Source organism: Pseudoalteromonas sp. McH1-7, from assembly GCF_013366255.1.
GTDB classification, from domain to species: Bacteria; Pseudomonadota; Gammaproteobacteria; order Enterobacterales; family Alteromonadaceae; genus Pseudoalteromonas; species Pseudoalteromonas peptidolytica.
The window spans coordinates 70,845-90,911 of record NZ_JABWPQ010000005.1; the positions used below are offsets into that span (position 1 = coordinate 70,845).

Below are 20,067 nucleotides of genomic sequence, written 5' to 3' on the forward strand. Positions count from 1 at the left end.
TGTAAACATTTAATTTACAAATTCAGCTTGTGGTTTGGAGTAGGTATGAAATTAAGCGTTATTGCAGGTGCGATGTTGTTAGCAGTTGGGTCAGCCAATGCTGCTGATAATTTAGTCATCAATGGTTCATTTGAAACATCAGGTAGTATTTCTGGCAATTGGGCTTTGTTTAATGACTTACAGGGCTGGAGTCGAGACGGAGCAAGGTTTGAGATCCAAAAGCAAAGTCTTGGTATCATTAACGCACAAGACGGGGATCAGTATTTAGAGCTTGATTCAACGGCTAATTACACGATTTATCAAGACATACCGACTACAGCTGGTAAAAAATACAAAGTGAGCTTTTATTACTCGGCTCGTGTTGTAGATAATAACTCAACAAATCTTGCACGCGCTTGGTTTGGCGAAAATACGCTGGCAACAATGAATGCGACGACACGAGGATGGTCAAAATACGAGTTTACTGTAGAGGCGACATCAAGCTCAACACAACTCAAATTTCAAGGAGTTGGTACTTCTGATTCTTATGGTGCGTTACTCGACAACGTTGTTGTGACAGAAGAAGTACAGACACCAGCGCCAACGACGGGTTGTAAAGTGGGTGTTTATGGCATAAACAACTTCGGCGAACAGAGCAATAGTTATGTATATCACTTTGATACTAGTGGTGGTACGTATTCATATGTAGAAGGCGTCGATAACACCGCCTCTAACATTGCAGCGCACAACGGTGAGCTATATTTTATGGAGCAGACTAACGGTACGACCAAAGCTTCATCACTGTGGAAAGTTTCGCTAGATAGCGCCGAGCAAACGCTCGCAGCCAATACCGTTTCTTGGCCGATTTACCGCTCAGCGGTTACCCCAGATGGTACAAAGCTCCTTTCAAGCAGTAAAACGTACTTGTACGAGTTTGACTTACAAAGTGGTGCAAAAACGGTACTAGGCAAATTAAGCTATGCAGGTGATGACTTCTCACATGGCGATATTGCATACTCAGCTGACACGAATCTAATTTATGTGTTAACAGGCAAAGCCTTGTATGTGCTTGACAAAGGAGCCATGACGTTAGACTTAGTGGGTGAGCATGGCATAAATTGGGCTTCGGGTCTTGCAGTGAGTAGCGATGGCACATTATATGTGTCTGGGCGTAACAAAGGTGAGGATGCAAAACTTTATACGCTAGATGCCAATACAGGCGAAGCGACTTATGTCATGGACGCACCGGAGCATATTAACGATTTAACCTATGTCGCTAATTGCCAATAACCATTAATGCAGTAGCGTTAAAATAAAGGCGAGGGGAGTCCCTCGCTTTTTTGTTTTTACGTCAGAGCAGTAACCGATACGACACACCTACTAAAAGAATGTTGATCTATTACGTTTTATTCTCTTGCCGGTATGAATAACTTTGCTCCATTGGTCTATTCAATATTGATATAGGATGTGCATACGCTAAAAAACCACTTTTCGTAAAATGAAAATCCGTAATTGCATTCTGCAAATAAACATGAAACTTCAAGAGAAAAGATACAAATAAATAGCATAAGCTTTTGATAAATATTAAGTTATTTACTGTTTGTGTTGGCATGTATTGTGCAGTCAACATACAGGTACTTTAACGGAGATTTATTATGAGAACAGCTCTATTATACTCAGCGCTAATTATTTTACCCTTTGCCACAATAGGCTCGCCAAACTTAGTTAGTAATGGGTCGTTTGAAAATAACTCGGTGTTGACAGGAACTTGGGGGTTAGTGGACGAGATTGACGGATGGACGATAGCTGGTGCTCAGCTAGAAATTCAAAAATCAACCATTAGTTTTATAAACTCGCAAGATGGCAGTAACCACGTTGAGCTCGACTCGACGGGCAACTATACCATCTACCAAGATCTTGCGACGACTGCTGGTAACAAATACAAAGTAAGTTTTTATTATTCAGCAAGGGTTGAAGGAGATAATTCGACAAACCGTGCCAGAGTATGGTTTGGAGATACAACTTTAACTACTATGAATGCCAACACATTAGGGTGGCAGAAGTTTGAATATACGGTCGTTGCATCAAGTGAGGTTACTCAACTAAGGTTTCAAGGAATGGGTCGTTCAGACTCTTTAGGTGCGTTACTCGACAACGTTGTTGTGACAGAAGAAGCACAGACACCAGCGCCAACGACGGGTTGTAAAGTGGGTGTTTATGGCATAAACAACTTCGGCGAACAGAGCAATAGTTATGTATATCACTTTGATACTAGTGGTGGTACGTATTCATATGTAGAAGGCGTCGATAACACCGCCTCTAACATTGCAGCGCACAACGGTGAGCTATATTTTATGGAGCAGACTAACGGTACGACCAAAGCTTCATCACTGTGGAAAGTTTCGCTAGATAGCGCCGAGCAAACGCTCGCAGCCAATACCGTTTCTTGGCCGATTTACCGCTCAGCGGTTACCCCAGATGGTACAAAGCTCCTTTCAAGCAGTAAAACGTACTTGTACGAGTTTGACTTACAAAGTGGTGCAAAAACGGTACTAGGCAAATTAAGCTATGCAGGTGATGACTTCTCACATGGCGATATTGCATACTCAGCTGACACGAATCTAATTTATGTGTTAACAGGCAAAGCCTTGTATGTGCTTGACAAAGGAGCCATGACGTTAGACTTAGTGGGTGAGCATGGCATAAATTGGGCTTCGGGTCTTGCAGTGAGTAGCGATGGCACATTATATGTGTCTGGGCGTAACAAAGGTGAGGATGCAAAACTTTATACGCTAGATGCGAATACAGGCGAAGCGACTTATGTCATGGACGCACCGGAGCATATTAACGATTTAACCTATGTCGCTAATTGCGAATAATCATTAATGCAGCAGCGTTAAAATAAAGGCGAGGGGAGTCCCTCGCTTTTTTATAAATGAACGTTCACTCTAAGGTGTTGAAATATATGGTAGCATTGAAACGTTGTGGCCACACAGCCCACTTCCCATAACATGTGTGATGTCTGACCGCGTAAGATTTGAAATATTTTAGCGAAAGCTCTTGCTAGAATGTTCAGCTTTTTCTTAGGTTCAAGCCAAGGTTCAAAAAACAAAACCAACAGCTTGTTAAGCAAGTTTAAGCAGAGTGTTCATGCCTAGATTTTACCCCAGTATGGTCGACCCATTAAGTTTGATGAAGCCAATTTACATCTAAAGCAAATAATCCAAATTTCTACAAAATCACACAAGGATCTCGTGGGGCACATTCATACTCGGGTGTTTACAAAAGCAAGTGCAACAAAAACACAGCTTTTAGATGATTTATGTAGTTCAGTGGTAACCCCTATTGACCAAGGCGAGAAGATTATACCTGTTAGAAAATGTTTTGATGAAGTTGTAACTAAGAATGGGTGTTCGTACATTGGTAAACGAGGTGGGTGAACTCAAGTTATCTACCAAGTGTAACGCGGCGCTAGAATTTAGATAAAAAGACAATTGATTTTAGACGAGCATTTAAGCCCGTCGTTATGTTAAATAAAGCCTCCAACAACTTTGCATATAGCTATGCAATGCCTATTGGAAATTTACTCTGGTGACAAACTGTCTTTAGATACGCGCCAGACCAATGCAATGACAGCTTCTCGTTGTCCACAATTTCGATCTTGCCATCGTCTCCCCAAGAACCACTGACTGACTTTGTTTCGGTCGCGTTAAATTGAAGGTATAAAAAGCCATTCAGTTCAAATGTGCTGTAAATCGTTTTAAGGGCTGGTCCCGATGTTGTCTCGATATTTATATTTGAATGTGTTGCTGGAACATCATATCTGTCTTGTGACTTAAGTGCGTGAGACGTGACACTTAAGTGCTCTTGGCCAGAGCCTGTTGGAACCGAGCCAAATAAACCTTGATGTAAAATGCAGCCCATCTCTGGCTTGTTAGAACTTGTGACATATATCATGGGGGATACATTGATGACGCTCTTACACCAAGACTTAGTTGTTTGTGCCGCCGATGAAGTATACCAATTTAGCACTACCGCATCCGAGTGTAATGAACTTATCGTGATGCTATTTTCTTCATAACTTAAAGGCACTTGTTGTTTGACCCATCCATCACCTGTGCTTTGAAGGTAAGAGATCTCTCCAAAATCCATGGCCTTTCGTGACAGTGGAAAAGATTGATTAGTGCCGTCGGGCAATTTGGGAATAAAAGCACCGACAAGACCATTTGGAAAGTATGCTGCAATCTTTGCTGGTTTACCTACCACATCATACATCGTCATCTTACCAAGAGTTGCAGACACACCTTGGTATAAAATATGAGACGATGGCAAAAACCATTGTTGTTCTGGCAGCGGTGGGGAGGTTACTGGCTCTTTTAAAGAGCCGTCAGGGTAAGTTTGCACGCTTTGGCCTGACCATACCAAGCGGCAGGTCTTACCCACCAGAGCCAACAGCTCTGTTACGGTGTCAATATAAGGGTCTGTTCCTAACTTTATAAAGCTTCGGTCAGCGCCTAGGTGTACAGCTATATGCTCATAGGCTGATGACCCCAAATGTATTGGGATAATCTCGCCATCTTGACCGCAAACATAAACTGTATCGCTATTATAACGGTATGAAAATTCATGGGTTGAGTCGCCAGTTGCGTCAATCTCTATCTCTAGAGTATTGTTATCGTTACTCTCAATCATACTAATTGTAAAGACACCTGATACGCACAATATAGGTAGCATATCTTGGCTACAAAGCTCATTTGATATGGCTCGTTTAAGACCATCCTCTAACAAGTCGCCTTGCTTATTGACGTCAAAAATAAGGTTTTCAGCAAGACCCTCGTAAATTACATCGTGGTAAAGAAATTTCCCCTCTCGACCAGAGAGGCCTGTGCTTACGCTACCGCTATCGGCAGCATGTAAAAAACAATCTTTTGGAGTATTTGGCTGGTGTGCCGTCGCTGAATACCAGTACTCATGACCGTTAGATTGAGATAATCTCTTAAATCCTGCTGTGCCCATTGGGTTATAACTTGGATGGTAGGCACCTTTGTTATACCTCTGCACAAGAGCAATAGGCAGGGCAAAACATCGACCTTTATATCCATAATTTGTGCGCTTATCCTCGCCTGATGATCTGTATCTAGTAATACAAAATTGCCCTTTAATAATGGGCAAATTGTTGCGAGTTGGCATTTTTGCAAATCGGGCTGTGTGCCCGCAATAAGCCACATCATCAGAGGTACCATCCGTAAAGTAATCGACTGTCGAAATAGATTGTCCACGGGGCTTTATCATCAAATCAAAAGGTGTGCCTGTCCTTACATGCCGCATAATATTATTACCGCCATGGGTATAGCCGGCATAGCACCGCCACTCATCCGATACTCCCTTAATTACTCTAACTCTATATCTTACTTGTATATAAACCCCGCTATCAGGGTCAAAGTAAATATTGTGCTTTGACTCGCCTAACAGGATAGCTTTTTGCGAGGTAGTTAGTGTTGACCACTTTGCGCCATATCCTGTGGTCTGGGTATCCCAATCCCCAAAAGCACTATATTTGGGATCTATTAAGTTTGCATTTAGGGCGATACCTTTATAGTCAGTTGCAAGATATTGCACGTTACCCAATGGGTAAACAATGTCTTTGTTGGATATTTTTTCGTGCCATACCTCTAAAAAAATATAATCTTTACGGGATTTGATGACTTTTATGTCGTTGGTTTCAGCCGCAAATGCGTCCTCGACATTATCATAAGCTGTCACCACTCCAGAGAGGTAGTCTATTGTTTTTGTCGCATCAGGCGCTTCGGGCATTGGAATTTGTTTCCACATTCTGTTGCTTTCATAGCCACCAGTTGCGTCTCTAGCAACACCATCGTTGAGCGTGATTAACACACCATCTACTACATATTGGGGTTGTTCGGCAGGCTCCTGCTTGTAACCTATTAATAATTGATTTTTATACTTTGCATCATATCTGGCATATGTGCATTTATTTATATACCCAGTGCTCAAACTTGATAAAGGGATATTAGCCCCCCAATTGACCACGCCTGAGCCGCTATAAAGACTTTTGCGATGGATACAAAGTCCATCAAAGTGAGACTTTGTCATCGTATGTGGGCTTGGGTTAACACTCTGCACTTGCTCAATTAATGAGAGCATAGTAGGCACTTGATGAGATTGCCCAGCCAAATCATTAAACTCTACGTGACCAAAAGTGTTGAGCCAATCCACCATCGCTTGGTGGTTAGCCCTGAACATAACATCAGCTTGCTCGTATTTGTTTATGACTTCTTGGTGCTTCTGTCTTACTGCATTTAGCGACTCTATGGCCGCGCTAAGCTCTTGATACGACATTTTATTACCTTTCAATTGCGTCTATATGTGATCTATATGTGATTGGTTTAGCGTATTCGTCAGGACTGCACTAAATGCGCCTTTTATTTGGGTGATATTGGCTGCTTGCTTATTAACCAATAAAGCTGACAATGATGCGTACGCATCACACTCAAGCCGAGTTATATTGGCTAATTCCTGTGCTCTGCTAACGTCATCCACCAGGTCACTTATCCCGTTATTCAAGTAGCTTCGCAACGACTCTGCTTCTTGTTTTATCGCGGCTTCAACCCCTTCAATCTGCTGGAGCGTTTGGGTGTGTGTATCGCTGTATTGAGAGGCATGCGACGCTGCAAGTTCGGACAGCGCTTGCTGTTCGGCAGTGGCTGTTTCTGTAATTCCAGTCACAGCACTATCAATACTTTGCGTTAAGTTAGCATCAAGCGTGTCAATCTGTTGGAGCGCTTGGTTATGTGTATCGTTGTATTGAGAGGCATGCGACGCTGCAAGTTGGGACAGCGCTTGTTGTTCGGCAGAGGCTGTCTCTGTAAGTTCAGCCACAGCATTATCAACACTTTGCGTTAAGTTAGTCTCAAGTGTTTCAATCTGTAGAACTGCCTCGTCGTGCACATCGTTGTATTGAGAGGTGTGCGACGCTGCAAGTTGGGACAACGTCTGCTGTTCGGCAGAGGCTGCCTCTGTAAGTTCAGCCACAGCATTATTAACACTCTGGTTTATTGATGTTTCAACTGCTTTAACTGCATTGAGGGATACAGTACAGTTTACTTCGCTTTGCGCTGCATTATCAGCTGACGCAGCGGCATTAGTACTATGTGTACTTACCATTTGTAAGTGAGACGCCACCAGCTCGCTGTCCGCCGAAACCTGCTGTTTATATTGACTAACTAAATCATGATGTGTACTTATCTCTTGGGCGATAGCATCAATACTGGATTTATGTGTATTAACTGCACTGTGTGCAGCAGCGACCTCACTGTGTTTAATCTCTACATTGGCATGTAGTTGCTGAGCCGATAAGTAATCGGCATCAAATTGCGTCAGTCTCGGCGCTAAATTCGCCACTTGGCTCTGACATTGCGCAATGTCATCTGTGAGCATACCCAATTGTTCGCTTGCATCAGCTCCAACCTCCGCCAGCCGGCGAATAAAATCAGGTGTTGGTATTAAAGACTCGTTGCCTAAGTAATTGGTAATAGGGTAGGCATCATCCGTTGACTCAAACCATCCTGTCATCTGTTGCTCTCTGGTAAACCACTGCGCCTGTGTTGCCGCAACCCGCTGAGCCAGTTTTGCTGGTAATGATGTGGTAAACGTTTGTATAAGTGCGTACTTTATATTTGCAATGCTATCTGGGGCACTAAATGCGCGGCCGTCGAGTTGTTTTACTCTTAGCGTTGTGTCATCAACAACACTAACAACTTGCAATACGATTTGTTTTTGATCAATGACGAAGTAAAGCAGATCGGCAGGTTCAGCTTGTGCCACTTGCACAAAATAAGTCCCGTTACCTGTAATTGTGCTACTCCCTTGTGAGAGAGTAAGTGATCCAACATTGTATGCCATATAGTTATGCTCCTAAGTAAACGACAGCAATTTGTTTAACATCAGCTGGGGTATCAAAGCTTGCTGGTTGCCAAGCTTTGGCGCAGGTATAACTTTTAACGATATTGTCAGGCTGCTTCATCGCCTTACCAGGGGTAGAGCTTGAGCAAAGCAAGTCACCAATCTTGATGTCACCACCTTGACCACAAACATTTATCATGCCTTCTCCAAGGGCATTTACCGACGCTAGATCGTAGTTGTATGCCAGCTGATGCCACTCCTCTAGGTTCATTAGCCCAGCTGGTTGTTGCTGGGATAAATCTCGTTTACCAACAAACGCTCCTATTACGGCGTTGTCATATGCTTCGGCCGTTATGCTGGCAAATGACATTGTGTTAGACACATTGGCATTATGTAGATGTGATTTATTCTTGATTAAATCCCCAACCTCTGGTTGAGCATTGGCATCAATAAGCACCTCATGTGCTCCCGTAAATGGGCCATAGGCTCCATTAAAGGCGTAAAAGTCGTGATTAGCTCCACCCCCACCTTGAGCGCGGACAGTGGTGTTAGACTGAAATGTAGACGTGTTGCTAATGAATACGCCGGTGGCATTAAACGTGACAGAGCGAGAGCCGCTAAACCCAGAGCCATCAAATGTGACTCTCCTTGCTCGGCAGCCTATATAGCCATTGTTAACATTTATAAAAGTAGAGTAGACACCAAGCTTTACTTGGCCAGATTGCTTAACAAAGCCCGAGCGGCCTACGTTGATGTACGCATTGAGGTAGTTACTAGATAGCCCTTGATTAAAGTTACCAAGTCCGTCGAAAACAAATGTTGCATCATTAAGGTCAAACCAAACAGCTTTACCATTATTGCCGTGTAGCTCAAAAACATCTGATTTAAACCTCACCTTACCTGGTGTCACATCCATACCTGTGACAAAGCCATTGTAACTCACGCCAATTTCTGCACGGGCCTGTAGCTGCCCTAAGTGATTTGCATGAGCGCTGAGCGTTAAATGTGCACTCGCAGCATCATTTTCCGCATTGCTGACGCGGCTCGTAAGACCCTGTATGGCATTAGCATTGCCATCAGCTGTAGTCTCAACACTGCCAACACGGTAATTAAGTGCGCTGAGTCCACTATCTAAGCTACCAGCAGTTTGTTGCAGAGCATTAATTGCCCTGTAGTTACCATAGATGTCACTCTCAGCACTATTTACCCGCTGGTTTACTGCCGTTACTTGGCCGTCAATCTGTGCAGATAGAGTAGTGATAGCACTAGATATAGCCCCATCAGTATCAGATTTGGTATAAAACTGGTTGTTAAGGTAGGCAAGGTTGTTATCCATTTGCGTTTGTAGCTCAACCTTAGATGCTGATATGGCACTGTCAGTGTCTACTGCGGTGTAATAATAGCGCTGTAAGTGGGCAAAATTATCGTCTACCTGTGAGTGCAGTTGCTCAATACGTGTGCTTAGGGCTGCATCACTACTCGCCATGGTTTGCTCAACCGTGACTATTTTGCCTGTGTTATCCCCAACACTTGACTCTATCGCATTAAAACGCTCGGCGTTAGCCTCGTTTTGTGTTGCATTGGTTTGCTCTACTTGAGCAATTTTACTGACGTTATCGCCAACGCCTGACTCTATTGCACTAAAGCGTGCAGCGTTGGCCTCGTTTTGTGTCGCACTAGTTTGCTCTACTTGAGCAATTTTACTGACGTTATCGCCAACGCTAGACTCAATGCTTGCCATTCGCTGTGCAGCGGCTTCTGCCTCAGTTGCAAGAGCTTGCTCAACTTGGTTAATTTGTGACAGATTATCGCCAACAATCGCGCTAAGCTGCGAAATACGCTCACTGAGCGCTGTATCACCTGTTGCTACGGTGCGCTGTAGCTCATCAAGAGCTGAGTTTGCTGCTCCCAAAGATGATTGTAATAAGACTATCTGCTCTTGGGTAACAGCACCATCCTCATCAATACGGGCAATTATCTCATTGGCCTTTTGATTAAACTCACCCCGAGACTGTAAATTAGCCTCAAGCGCTGCATGGTTTGCTATTGCTTGAGACAAAATAGACTCTGCAATGGTATCAACAGCATCTAAATTATCTTTGATTTTTTTAATATCACCAACAGTGACACCTGTGGCATTAAATGACTGGCGACTTATAATGCCGGCGTAAGTTGCTGTGATTGTTAGGTGATTACTGCCATCACCATCAATTATGAGTTCAATATCCCCAGTTACATCACTTACCTCCGCAGTGAGTAGACCATTACTCGGCTCTAGTCGTATAGTTACATCACAATGCGATACTCGCTGATTTGAGATCCGTTCAATTGCAGCTATCGAGACAGCATTTTCGGTTAGGGGTGGTAGCCAAGATGTCGCTAATGCGGTCCACATTGGTTGTTGGGATAGAGTAAAAACAACATCATATAGTTCGACAGGGGTCGTTGCTCTTTTTGTGCGTACAGCAACATCAGCCCACGCACTTTTATTTTTATGGGTTACTGCTCGACACTTAGCAGCGTAGTGTGTATCTGGTGCCAGGTTATTTTTGGTAAAGATAGGGGTTTGCACCACAGGTACTGGGTTAGGCTCATCGGCAAGGCCAAGCCATACCCACTCGACTTGTACACCAATCACATCACCAACATCAGCAGTGAGCGTTGCGCTATTGTCAGTGGTATCAACTGTAATTGTTGGAGTGGTTGGAGTCTGTAGCTCAAACGACAGGGTGTTAACCAAACTTGCTTTACCCAGCACGTTAACCGCTGTCACTAGGGCATGGTATTGGCCAACTTGTAATGGAGGTAATACTGCCTCAATATAATTGACTCGTTGTGAGTGCACCTTTTGTGTTTGTCCATCAACCACTCGTTGTATAACAACGTTAAAATGCTCTACCGCCTCAATCGTGCTGTACTCCCAGCGCAGCACTACATAACCATCCTCCCGGGTGTCTGCCGACAATGCTTCAACTGGCAATAGTCGACCTGGCACATAATCCGTATTGGGTGTTAAATCCTCAACACCTGGCACCATGCCATCCGCCCAAAGTCCCGGGCCATCCTCAATACAGCGTATAGTCACACCACGGTCGAGCCTAAATCGGCGGTCTATTACACGATAAATTTTATCGTTGATGTGATACTCGGGTATATTAACCTTAATGGTGCGCCCAACTGCTGCACGTAGGCCTGTGTGCCTAAGCGGCAGCTCAAGGGCACCTAAGCGTGTTTGCTCTAACTGTATTGCTGCAAGTCGCTGAGCGGTAGCGCTACTGCGCACAAAGGGGAGTGATAGCGTTTGCTCTAACGGCTGGGCATCTTGCTCTAAATAAGACTGTGCAATAACAGGCGGTGCATCTGTACGCTCATAGTTTTGTTTGGGGTCAACAAACTGTGCCCGTACAGTATTGGCACGCTCGCGCAAATCCGCGTGCCATTTAATTTTTACATCGCCCAACACATCCGCCATGGTAACGGTGTAGGTGGGTGCACCATACCAGGCACCAACACGCACATACCACTGACCCATTTGCCTAAATACTTTGCCGGCAAAGCTGCGTTCAAGTTGCTGCAAAACCTCAAGTGGTCGAGACGTAAATGCAAAGGTACCGTTTATTGTGTAGCGGGGCTCTTTATGAGTTAAGCCTTGGCTATCGGTGTATTCCGCCTCTTCATCACACACATTAGCCGCAGCTATCCACCAAATCATAGGCAGGTGACTAACCGGCACTTGGTTAGCGCCATAAAATCTCACGTAGTGTAGGGTACATAGCACGGCATTTTGTGACCACTGCCATGTATTTCTATCGTCTGGGTCTTGACTCGCATCGCGCGGATCCCATACCCGTGCGCCACGAATCAAAAACTCGCAGTCGCTAACACCATCGGGGTATATCTCTCGATTGTTTTCAAGCTCTAAAAATATGTGTGCCTGGTCGTGGCCTATGTGTTTATTTGTCCAACCCGCCATCTTTTGTACTGCCATCGCAATTGCTTTGGTGTGGCGGCCATCAGCAACAGCATAGTTGTATGAGGCGCTGGGGTAACTACTTATTGGTTTGTTTGCAATGTACACATCTTCGAGGGCATCAATTGGTGCGCCATTAATTAGTATAATGAGTTGTATGAACTCTTTTTCGTCTCGTGTTTTGGTTGCTTGGTGCGCAATCACGCCCCCCACACGGTCGCGGCCAAAGGTGATACGCCTTGGTTGGTCTATGCCTTTTTGTAAGCCCTTTGCTAGTGTGGCGACATCTGGTTCCGGCTGGTCTGGCGTATCAACTAAGCCGCCAAATAACGCGCCGACAGTAACATCTAATACACCGCCGACAACATCACCAACGACTTCTACCACTTTACTCATGGACATCCTCCAATGAGTAGGCATAAGTGACAACATCCAAGGGCAGGGTAGTCACACCTGTGTCTGAGACACAGTAAACACAGCCAAGGCCAATAATACCCCCAACTAATTCGTCATTGTGTGAGCACAAAGCAATATCGCCACGACCTGCGTAATTTTTATCAATGGGTTTTACGTTTAAACGGGTTTCAAAAGTATGTTTAAAGCCGCTTTTAACAATGTTTAAACCCTGTTTAAACGTGGTGTAAGCGCCGCGCTCGGGCGCTGGGTCGAACCCGTGATATGCCCATATCCAATCAGCCACAAATAAGCAGCAATCAAACTCGCCAAACTTAAACTGCTTTCGCCAGCAGCTTTCCAAATACGCATGCAACTTAGTGTTTTTGGACATAGCGACCCCCACCAATACGGCGACCAGGTTGTGTGTCTGGCAAATAAGTACTGTTCGCGGCGGCTTGCTCATTAAAAAACTCATCCCCTGGGTATAGCGCTTTTTGTGTTGCGTCATTCCATCGTTGATGCAATCGAGCTTGCTGCCACCGTTGAGACTCACCAGTCACCGTCAACTCAACCTTTGAAAGCGCACCGCGCTCGCTATCACAAGTCGCTACACTGCCACTTTCAATAAGCTGAAAACCCTCAACACGGTAATGCTCATCCACGACAACAAGCCAAATATCCACCTCTACGCCAACCGGGTCATTGGCGGCTACTTCGCCTAAAATTTCAGGGTTCGGGGTAGTGAGGGTAAGGCGAATGTTGCTCACTGAGTTGTTGTCATTAGCGGGTATCTCACTGACCTTGCCAAGGGCACCTAAGCCATACCAAGTTTGATTTAAAAAGCGGCGTTCACCCACACCGGTATGTAATCGCAAGTTGCCTGATTTAAATTTAAGGTCGACAAAATAGCGAGGGTTGCCACGGCCTAACTGCGCAATAAGTGAGCTTTCTACCGCCTCCATTAAAACGCCTCCCGCCCACGAATACGCCAGCTGGTTACCACGCCATTTTTATACTGGGCATCGGCCAAGCCTTGCTTGTTATCAATCAACCTAAATACGCCAGCAGGGCGAACAAAATAAACGGGGGAGTTATGAGCAGGTATGCGGCGCATTGGCGACTCAAATCGTAACGTAGTCGCGCCAGTCGCAGCAGGGAGTACATTTTCGGTCAGTATTTTTAGCTCAGCGGCTGCACCAGAGCCTATTTGAATTTTTTCTCCAGCTCGCGCATAAATTCGCCCGGGTGGTAAATTGGTAACAGCAAGCGATGCACCGTCTTGATAACCCCCACTAACAAACGCGATGGTATCTAAATGCTCCTGCTCACGGCGGTAGTCGTGCATCAAGAACCGTCCAACACTGCCACGTAAACCGGCTAAAAAGCCATCGAGCTCAAGGGCATCGGCTTCAGGCACATTGGTAAGTTCTATATCAAACTCCCAATATGCCCCCTCGTTATCAAACACCTCTGAGGCATTATTGGCTTTATTGATGTGTAGCTGGCTATTAGGTACCAGTCTAAAAACGCAAGATTTTGGGGGCTTAGGTAGCGGCAGATGCTCCATTATTTCTCATCGCTCGTGTTCTAATCGTTAGAGCGAGTGTAAAAACTAATGGAGCCAAGGGGAGGGTGGAAAGTGGTTTACATGGGATCCAATTTAAGGTTGATAGTTTCTAATAATTCGTCATTAATACATCGAATTTCAAACACACCTGAATCATACAAATAACACACTGTATTTTTCAATTCATCGGAAGCATTAACCTCTCTAGAAGTCAATAAGCGCGTTTTATAAAAGCTTAAAAGGAGTTCAAAGGATGAGGTCGAACTAGTAACCTCTTTAAGTTTTTTTAAAATTATCAATTGGAGTTCTTTAGTTTGAATAGTTGAGATATACCTAATTAAGGACAGGATTACTTTGTCAATTGGTGCAACTATTTCATTATTAGATAGTAAGCTATACATAGCAATGCGATTTCCACTTAGTCTTAGTGCACCGAGCACTTCACTATATTGTTCTTGGGTACTGTTTGGCAACACAGACGAAAGCGAGATAGTAGCGATCTCGTACCCAAATGTTGGCGGTTCTACAACACCATTGAGCAAGTTGACTTTGTCTTCACCACCCATAGTATGTATGAGCTCAGATTCATGGTAGGAGTCGGTGGGCCAAAAACAAGAAGAACTTTCAAATTTTCCTAGCTCTACCAATTCATCAACATATTGCTTTAAGTATCCATTATCAATATCAATTCTTGAATTCAACTTTTTGAGTAGTGGCTCAGTAAAGTACTTTAAGTTCTCAGTTAATTTGTCGAACAACAGTAATTCGGTTTGTGAGTTCAGTACTTTCCTAGTCTCCCTCAATTCAGTTTCACTTGTTTGCCAAGTTTTGTAGAGAAGAAATATGCTTGCACTAAGTAAGATAGGTTGTAGCATATTGTTAAGATAGACAGCTACGCTTTCCCATTGCTCGAAATCACGAGTATTATTTAAATCAATACCGAATTTTATTTCATATACAAACAGGGTAAGTGAGGAAAACGAAAGTAGCAGACCCAAGAAGACGATATTAGAGATGCTTGATTTCGCATTAGGATATTTTCTTTTAGTCCATATTGATGCACCAATTGCGAAAATAATAAAAAGTGTTAGTCCTGCGGTATACATGTTTTTCCTTTCTTCCTAAGCCACACGTCGAATGCTTTGAATAATAACACCATTTTCTTGAATGTCTTGCAGGATCAACCCTCTAATTTGATTTGCTACATCATTTCCGGTTCTTTGTGCACTGGCTTCATCTGTTGCGCCCTGGACGATCACGTGGTTGGTAATGTTAAAGCTTACGTTGCCACCACCTGATTGTGCTCTGTTTCCCGCATTGTAGTGGCGTGCCATGGCGCTCACCTCAATGTTTTGCTTAGGCGATAATACCCGCTCACCGCGTTGTAATAGGTAAGTGCTTTCGTTTGGTACGTAATCTAAACCACCATGGGCAATACCCGCAGCCGGCTGTTGCGACTTAATTTGGCGAACTTGTTGTAATCCCATCGCCACGGCGGCAGCTGCTGCAGCCGCACCAAGGGCAGGGCCCACAATTGGAATAGGAGCAAGAGACGCATATGCACTGGTTGCTGATTCATAGGTTTTAATTAATGCCTGGCTAATGGCAAAAGCCTTATACATTTTAAAGGCGGTTTTGCTTTGTTGGCCAAGTGCTTTTAATCCAGCAGCGCCTAACCCCTGAACTGCGTCAGACTTTTCAGCGGCGTTTTTCTTCTCCCAGTTGGCAAATTGCACTAGGTGCTGCTGAAGAGCCCCAGTGTTTTTGGTCTTCAACTGCATCAAGCGCTCTTGATGATCCCATTCGCGCTTCTCAACTTCTGAGTGGAATCCCTCAGCTGCTAACAGTTCTTGTTGGCGCTCGATGTCGCGGATTTGATTGTCGGCGTTATATTTAATTTCGCCTGACTCGTCATTGGCCGCTAAACCAATGGATTTTCTGCGTGCTGCATCGATGCGAGCCTGTTGCCTAGCTTGCTCAACCGCCAGCTCATTTTCATAGGCTGCAAGCGCTTCACGGTTAGCGTGGCCCTTAATTTGTGCTATACGGTTTTCAAGCGCTGCGCGTAAATCATTACGGCGTTTTTCTTCTGCTTGGTTTTGTATACGGGTTTTGTCATTCTCACGCTTTTGTGCCAGGGCTTTGACGTCTGCAGTGTGCTTTACGTCTAATTGCGTTAAAATCGCATCGTATTTTGCTTTATTGGCAGCATCACTTTCACGTGCAGCAATTACCATTTGCCGGCGCTTTTCATGGCTTGCCTTTAAGCGCGCTTCTTCATCCAGCAAACTCAGCTGCAAGCGCTGAATGTTTTCAGGTAACGCGGAACTTGTTGAGGTGGCATTTTCCTCCAGCATTTTCCAGTCAATGCTATTGAGGTTGCTATTCAGGTTTGCCGCCTCACTAGCTAGTTTTAGTTTTTCAGCGCGAAGCTTAGATTGCGCAGTGATATAACGCTCGACCTGTGTTATTTGTTGAGCATAGACAAACTTACTACGGTCACTACCAGATTGAGATTGACGTTTTTTAAGAGTTGCTAGCTTGGTGTACGCTTCCTCAATGTTCTTGGTATAGTTTGCTGCCTCTTTTTGTGCGCGCTTGATTTGGGCAACACTGGACGCATTGCCTACCGAGTCAAACGCATCACCAAGCTCATATAAATGCACTTTTAGCTTTTTACTACTGGTACTGGCCTCGTCACTTTGGTTAGCAAAGTAAGCTATTGCTAAACCAGCTGTAACAGCAAGGCCAACAGGGCCACCCAATAACCCCATTGCGCCAGTTAGCGCCCGAGTTGCAAAACTCGCTCGGGTTGCTGCGGCTGTATACGCGGTGGTGGCTGCTGTATGTACTGCTTGTGCAGCGGCTGCACGTTGATTGGCTAGCGCTAAGTTATGGATTGCATTGGTTCGCATCACGGTATTGCGTGCCATGGCTAGTTGGCGCTGGGCGGCTTGCTGCTGTTGTACAGAATGTTGTAGCTCAATAGCAGCGTTGCGTTTGGTCTGTGCTGCAAGTTGTACTTGTGCCTGGAGCGCTTTGTGCGTTGAAACTGCGTTAGTTGTAAATGCGGCCGCTGAACGATACGCGTTACCAGCTAAGCGGCTCCCAATCACAACCGCAAGTAGGGTGGCCGATGTGGTTAGCCCGTCTACAATCTCTTGGTTCTCTCGTAGCGCTTGCATTGCCTCGGTAATGCTACTCACCACTGTAGTTACTGCAAAGTTTACGGGTTGCTCGTAGTGGCGTATGAGGCGTTGGTACTCGTTCCCCATTTCAGCAAACGAGGCATTGATTTTACCCTCAGTCGCCTCAGCTGCACCGGCATAGTCATCAAACGCTTTAATTAGATACTGCTTAAACATTTGGCTGGTGACTTGGCCATCGTTCACCATTTTGCGCAAGCCACCACCGGCCAGTCCTGCTGCTTTTTCAATTTTTTGTAGTAGACCAGGCATTGGATCTGTTATTTGGTTAAACTCTTCAGCACGAATAACACCGTTACCCATACCTTGCTCTAAACCAAATAGACTTTGCTCTAGTTGCACTGCGCTTGAACCTGTTTTAGCAGCGGCATTTGCATAGCCTTCGAGTATTTTTATACCTTCATTTTGCGTGAGCAGACCAGACTCTTGTAAGTTTAAAAGCTTTGCGTAAGAGGTCGTGAGGGTGGTGTACTTGGTATTGAGTCTATCTGCAGTCGCAAACAAATAGTTTTGAACGGCATTGTACTCTTGAGCAGAGCCAGTAAGTCCTTGTAACCGCGTGTCTAAAAGCTGTGCATTGCCTGTATCTCGCACAAACATAGCAGCCGTTCCTAGGCTCACAATAGAGGCAATACTGCCCGCTAACTGGTCATAGCCAGAGCTTAACAGGCCCAACTGACTGCCCATGGCAGACTGCTGGCGCATCAATTGTCCTTGGCTTGCGCCTAAGCGTTGGTTAGCCGCTACCTGCCGATTTAGAGCTTGAGGTAATTGGTTTAAATCTCGTAGGTTTCTGGCGGTCCCTGATGTAACCGCTCGACCATCATACTTTAAGCGTAACGCCAGGTTCAGTTGGTTTTTCATCGGGCCGCCTTATTAATCCTACTATCAACCGCTCTAATTGTTGCAGCTTGCTAAAATCCGTTGGTGTGAGTGTTATGTCTGCGTAGCGCCAAGCCACTTCTGCCCGGGCATAGTCTAGGGCGAGCTCCATGCCTTGCTTACACAACTGCCACTGGGTGCCGGCAGTGCTCAGCGCCAATACCGCCGCCCAGTTCTCAGGGAGTACATACAGCGAGTCGGCCTGTGGCTTGGTTTTACTTGGCGCACCAAAGTGCGCTTCGTCGTCATCTAAAATTGGGTTACTGGTTGCTAGGTCACCCACATACCACCTAGCAACGTCGACTAGTTTTTTTCCTGTACGCGATATTGTGCGTTTACGCATTCAATCGAGAGCCGCCCGGCGATAGCGCCGTAACCTAACAGCTCATCAAGTACCTCGCCGCTAAAGGTGACTTGGGTACCGTCATCCACAAAGTTGTCCCACCCAATCAGTAACTCGCGCACAATGGCGTCATCTTTTTTGCTGCCATCGACCAATTTGGTCATCTCAGCTTCTGGTATCAATTTAATCTTGGCGTCAAACTTAAAATCCACACCGCCAAACTCAAAGTTGATGGGGGCTAGGATGGTTGCGTTTTTTAGTTGCTCTAATTTCTTTAATTTCATTTGGATCACTCAAATACTAACGTTAGTTCATCGTAACCAGCGCCACTTGGCACCAGTTTGCCATCGAGCTCATAGCCCGTTAACTCACTGTCTAAATTGGTGTATTTAGGTGTAGGGAGTTGGTAGCGGCCAATGAGCGTAAACTTTTTACCGGCTGTGGTACCGTGGCTAAACTCAAAGTGCTGCACCTTACCAATGTCGTTAAATGGGTTGAAATTCCCCAAACTATCAGCGCTTACCGTCATTTGGGCTTTAGACTCATGCCCGGTGAGCATAATGGCCTCATGGTTAATAGCACGGTCGAAGATCACATTATTACCAACATCCACCGTGAGCTTATGCAGCACGTGCGACACCTCATTAAGGATAAAAGCCGATGCACATTCAACGCCCAGCACCTCTGGCCGTTGCCAGCGGTTCCAGTCAACAGCTGGGGCTGCGGCCGATTGCACAGGAGGGCTAAACAAGCCTTTAAACTGCCAGTTAAGCTTAGGTATGCCTTTTTCTAAATTGAGCGACACATTGCCTAGCATTTCACTGATTTCATGGGTGTTTTGCCCAAAGCGCACTAAAGCTTTAGCTTTGCTCGCATTGCCTAATGCATACGTCACACTGGTCGCATCGGCCACTTGCACAAACCCGCAAGCCAGTAACAGTGGTGCGATGGCAGGGGCTTGCCCGGGTGTGCCACACATTGAGAGTGGCGTTTTAAAATTCAGCGTTACGTGCTTACCAAAAATCACATCCAAGCTTGCACCACTGTGTGCGGTTTCAAGCTCATCTGCCTCGGTTTCAGACTCAATGGCAAACTCCACTTCGCTTGCATACACCGCATGTTGGCCTGTTAGCGTTGTGCCAAGGGCATCTACTAAAAGTAACTTGTCTTTAAATCGCCAGCTGCTCATGCTTCACCTCCTGGCAGGAGAGTGTTGCCCTCAACTTTGTATGAACCGCTTACATCCTGCGTACGGCGTTTTTCAGCCAGTAGAGCAAGGGCATTGTTTGCCACATCTCGTGTTACTTTTTGTGTTGATTCTGACGGCTTGGTTTCGGTTGGTTTAGGTTTTGTCATGGCATGGGCCTCGCGTTTACGGTTACATAGCCAGTCACTTTAAACTGGCACTGGTAAATTAAGGTATTAGTCGTACTGTTAAACTCCACAATTCGGCCTCTGTGGGGTGCTATGGGTTGCCAGTCGCCAAATTTAACGCCAGCAAGCGCAGCTTTTATTTTGTTGCGCAGCTCTGCAATTTGGTTATTAGCGTATTGGTTGCCACCATGGCACGGTATTACAATCATCACGGCAAACAGCTCTGTTATGTTATAAATCTGCTGGCCTGTTACCGCGTCTTCTGGCGCATAGTCATCGTCTAACGGCAGCACAAATACAGAGGCGGTTTGAATGGGGTTATTGCGCACCTCGTTAAAATCGGCAGCGGCTCCTACGCGTAAATTAAGCTGCCGTAAAATCCGCTCTACATTGTTTAAATCAAAATTAAACTGCATTTAAACCTCGT

15 protein-coding genes are annotated in these 20,067 nt (G+C 45.2%); 2 read left to right on the top strand and 13 right to left on the bottom strand.

Going from position 1 to position 20,067, the window contains the following annotated elements:
- Nucleotides 1–45 precede the first annotated feature (45 nt).
- Both HUZ36_RS05070 and HUZ36_RS05075 read left to right on the top strand, forming a co-directional pair.
- The gene (locus tag HUZ36_RS05070; RefSeq protein ID WP_176032218.1) at nucleotides 46–1,269 is read left to right on the top strand and encodes a DUF642 domain-containing protein; all 1,224 of its coding nucleotides are present in this window, start codon (nucleotides 46–48) and stop codon (nucleotides 1,267–1,269) included.
- Between the two features lie 365 nt (nucleotides 1,270–1,634).
- Nucleotides 1,635–2,858 (top strand): DUF642 domain-containing protein, encoded by a 1,224-nt coding sequence (locus tag HUZ36_RS05075; RefSeq protein ID WP_176032219.1) that lies wholly within the window; start codon nucleotides 1,635–1,637, stop codon nucleotides 2,856–2,858.
- Nucleotides 2,859–3,540: 682 nt separating this feature from the next.
- Here the strand turns inward: HUZ36_RS05075 and HUZ36_RS05080 are convergent.
- The 13 genes from HUZ36_RS05080 to HUZ36_RS05140 all read right to left on the bottom strand — a co-directional run bounded on the left by HUZ36_RS05080 (nucleotide 3,541) and on the right by HUZ36_RS05140 (nucleotide 20,056).
- Entirely contained in the window at nucleotides 3,541–6,339 is a 2,799-nt protein-coding gene (locus HUZ36_RS05080) for a hypothetical protein (RefSeq protein WP_176032220.1), read from the bottom strand.
- 21 nt (nucleotides 6,340–6,360) lie between these two features.
- Nucleotides 6,361–7,902 (bottom strand): hypothetical protein, encoded by a 1,542-nt coding sequence (locus HUZ36_RS05085; protein ID WP_176032221.1) that lies wholly within the window; start codon nucleotides 7,900–7,902, stop codon nucleotides 6,361–6,363.
- A 4-nt stretch (nucleotides 7,903–7,906) separates the two neighbouring features.
- The gene (locus HUZ36_RS05090) at nucleotides 7,907–12,268 is read right to left on the bottom strand and encodes a phage tail protein (RefSeq protein WP_176032222.1); all 4,362 of its coding nucleotides are present in this window, start codon (nucleotides 12,266–12,268) and stop codon (nucleotides 7,907–7,909) included.
- On the bottom strand, nucleotides 12,261–12,659 hold the full coding sequence (locus tag HUZ36_RS05095) for a DUF6950 family protein (protein WP_176032223.1): 399 nt from the start codon (nucleotides 12,657–12,659) through the stop codon (nucleotides 12,261–12,263). The genes HUZ36_RS05090 and HUZ36_RS05095 overlap by 8 nt, the downstream gene beginning before the upstream one ends.
- Nucleotides 12,643–13,230 carry a hypothetical protein gene (locus tag HUZ36_RS05100; protein WP_176032224.1) on the bottom strand — a complete coding sequence of 196 codons (588 nt, stop codon included), beginning with the start codon at nucleotides 13,228–13,230 and terminating at the stop codon, nucleotides 12,643–12,645. The genes HUZ36_RS05095 and HUZ36_RS05100 overlap by 17 nt, the downstream gene beginning before the upstream one ends.
- Nucleotides 13,230–13,835 carry a hypothetical protein gene (locus tag HUZ36_RS05105; protein WP_176032225.1) on the bottom strand — a complete coding sequence of 202 codons (606 nt, stop codon included), beginning with the start codon at nucleotides 13,833–13,835 and terminating at the stop codon, nucleotides 13,230–13,232. Before HUZ36_RS05105 ends, HUZ36_RS05100 begins: the two co-directional genes overlap by 1 nt.
- 77 nt (nucleotides 13,836–13,912) lie before the next feature.
- Entirely contained in the window at nucleotides 13,913–14,941 is a 1,029-nt protein-coding gene (locus HUZ36_RS05110; protein ID WP_176032226.1) for a hypothetical protein, read from the bottom strand.
- Between the two features lie 15 nt (nucleotides 14,942–14,956).
- Nucleotides 14,957–17,905 carry a tape measure protein gene (locus HUZ36_RS05115; protein WP_176032227.1) on the bottom strand — a complete coding sequence of 983 codons (2,949 nt, stop codon included), beginning with the start codon at nucleotides 17,903–17,905 and terminating at the stop codon, nucleotides 14,957–14,959.
- Entirely contained in the window at nucleotides 17,865–18,266 is a 402-nt protein-coding gene (locus HUZ36_RS05120; RefSeq protein WP_217704592.1) for a DUF1799 domain-containing protein, read from the bottom strand. Before HUZ36_RS05120 ends, HUZ36_RS05115 begins: the two co-directional genes overlap by 41 nt.
- On the bottom strand, nucleotides 18,227–18,550 hold the full coding sequence (locus HUZ36_RS05125) for a hypothetical protein (protein ID WP_176032228.1): 324 nt from the start codon (nucleotides 18,548–18,550) through the stop codon (nucleotides 18,227–18,229). Before HUZ36_RS05125 ends, HUZ36_RS05120 begins: the two co-directional genes overlap by 40 nt.
- Nucleotides 18,551–18,555: 5 nt before the next feature.
- Complete coding sequence (locus HUZ36_RS05130) at nucleotides 18,556–19,455, bottom strand: hypothetical protein (RefSeq protein ID WP_176032229.1); 900 nt, start codon at nucleotides 19,453–19,455, stop codon at nucleotides 18,556–18,558.
- Nucleotides 19,452–19,622, bottom strand: a complete 171-nt coding sequence (locus HUZ36_RS05135; protein WP_176032230.1) for a hypothetical protein — start codon at nucleotides 19,620–19,622, stop codon at nucleotides 19,452–19,454. Before HUZ36_RS05135 ends, HUZ36_RS05130 begins: the two co-directional genes overlap by 4 nt.
- Entirely contained in the window at nucleotides 19,619–20,056 is a 438-nt protein-coding gene (locus HUZ36_RS05140; RefSeq protein WP_176032231.1) for a phage tail terminator protein, read from the bottom strand. Before HUZ36_RS05140 ends, HUZ36_RS05135 begins: the two co-directional genes overlap by 4 nt.
- Between the last annotated feature and the right edge of the window lie 11 nt (nucleotides 20,057–20,067).

Bases quoted from the DNA above. Each gene is read 5' to 3' on its own strand.
- HUZ36_RS05120 (WP_217704592.1), bottom strand. From the start codon at position 18,266: ATGCGTAAACGCACAATATCGCGTACAGGAAAAAAACTAGTCGACGTT.
- HUZ36_RS05075 (WP_176032219.1), top strand. From the start codon at position 1,635: ATGAGAACAGCTCTATTATACTCAGCGCTAATTATTTTACCCTTTGCC.
- HUZ36_RS05105 (WP_176032225.1), bottom strand. From the start codon at position 13,835: ATGGAGCATCTGCCGCTACCTAAGCCCCCAAAATCTTGCGTTTTTAGA.
- HUZ36_RS05115 (WP_176032227.1), bottom strand. From the start codon at position 17,905: ATGAAAAACCAACTGAACCTGGCGTTACGCTTAAAGTATGATGGTCGA.
- HUZ36_RS05090 (WP_176032222.1), bottom strand. From the start codon at position 12,268: ATGAGTAAAGTGGTAGAAGTCGTTGGTGATGTTGTCGGCGGTGTATTA.
- HUZ36_RS05070 (WP_176032218.1), top strand. From the start codon at position 46: ATGAAATTAAGCGTTATTGCAGGTGCGATGTTGTTAGCAGTTGGGTCA.
- HUZ36_RS05135 (WP_176032230.1), bottom strand. From the start codon at position 19,622: ATGACAAAACCTAAACCAACCGAAACCAAGCCGTCAGAATCAACACAA.
- HUZ36_RS05130 (WP_176032229.1), bottom strand. From the start codon at position 19,455: ATGAGCAGCTGGCGATTTAAAGACAAGTTACTTTTAGTAGATGCCCTT.
- HUZ36_RS05140 (WP_176032231.1), bottom strand. From the start codon at position 20,056: ATGCAGTTTAATTTTGATTTAAACAATGTAGAGCGGATTTTACGGCAG.
- HUZ36_RS05100 (WP_176032224.1), bottom strand. From the start codon at position 13,230: ATGGAGGCGGTAGAAAGCTCACTTATTGCGCAGTTAGGCCGTGGCAAC.
- HUZ36_RS05110 (WP_176032226.1), bottom strand. From the start codon at position 14,941: ATGTATACCGCAGGACTAACACTTTTTATTATTTTCGCAATTGGTGCA.
- HUZ36_RS05080 (WP_176032220.1), bottom strand. From the start codon at position 6,339: ATGTCGTATCAAGAGCTTAGCGCGGCCATAGAGTCGCTAAATGCAGTA.
- HUZ36_RS05125 (WP_176032228.1), bottom strand. From the start codon at position 18,550: ATGAAATTAAAGAAATTAGAGCAACTAAAAAACGCAACCATCCTAGCC.
- HUZ36_RS05085 (WP_176032221.1), bottom strand. From the start codon at position 7,902: ATGGCATACAATGTTGGATCACTTACTCTCTCACAAGGGAGTAGCACA.
- HUZ36_RS05095 (WP_176032223.1), bottom strand. From the start codon at position 12,659: ATGTCCAAAAACACTAAGTTGCATGCGTATTTGGAAAGCTGCTGGCGA.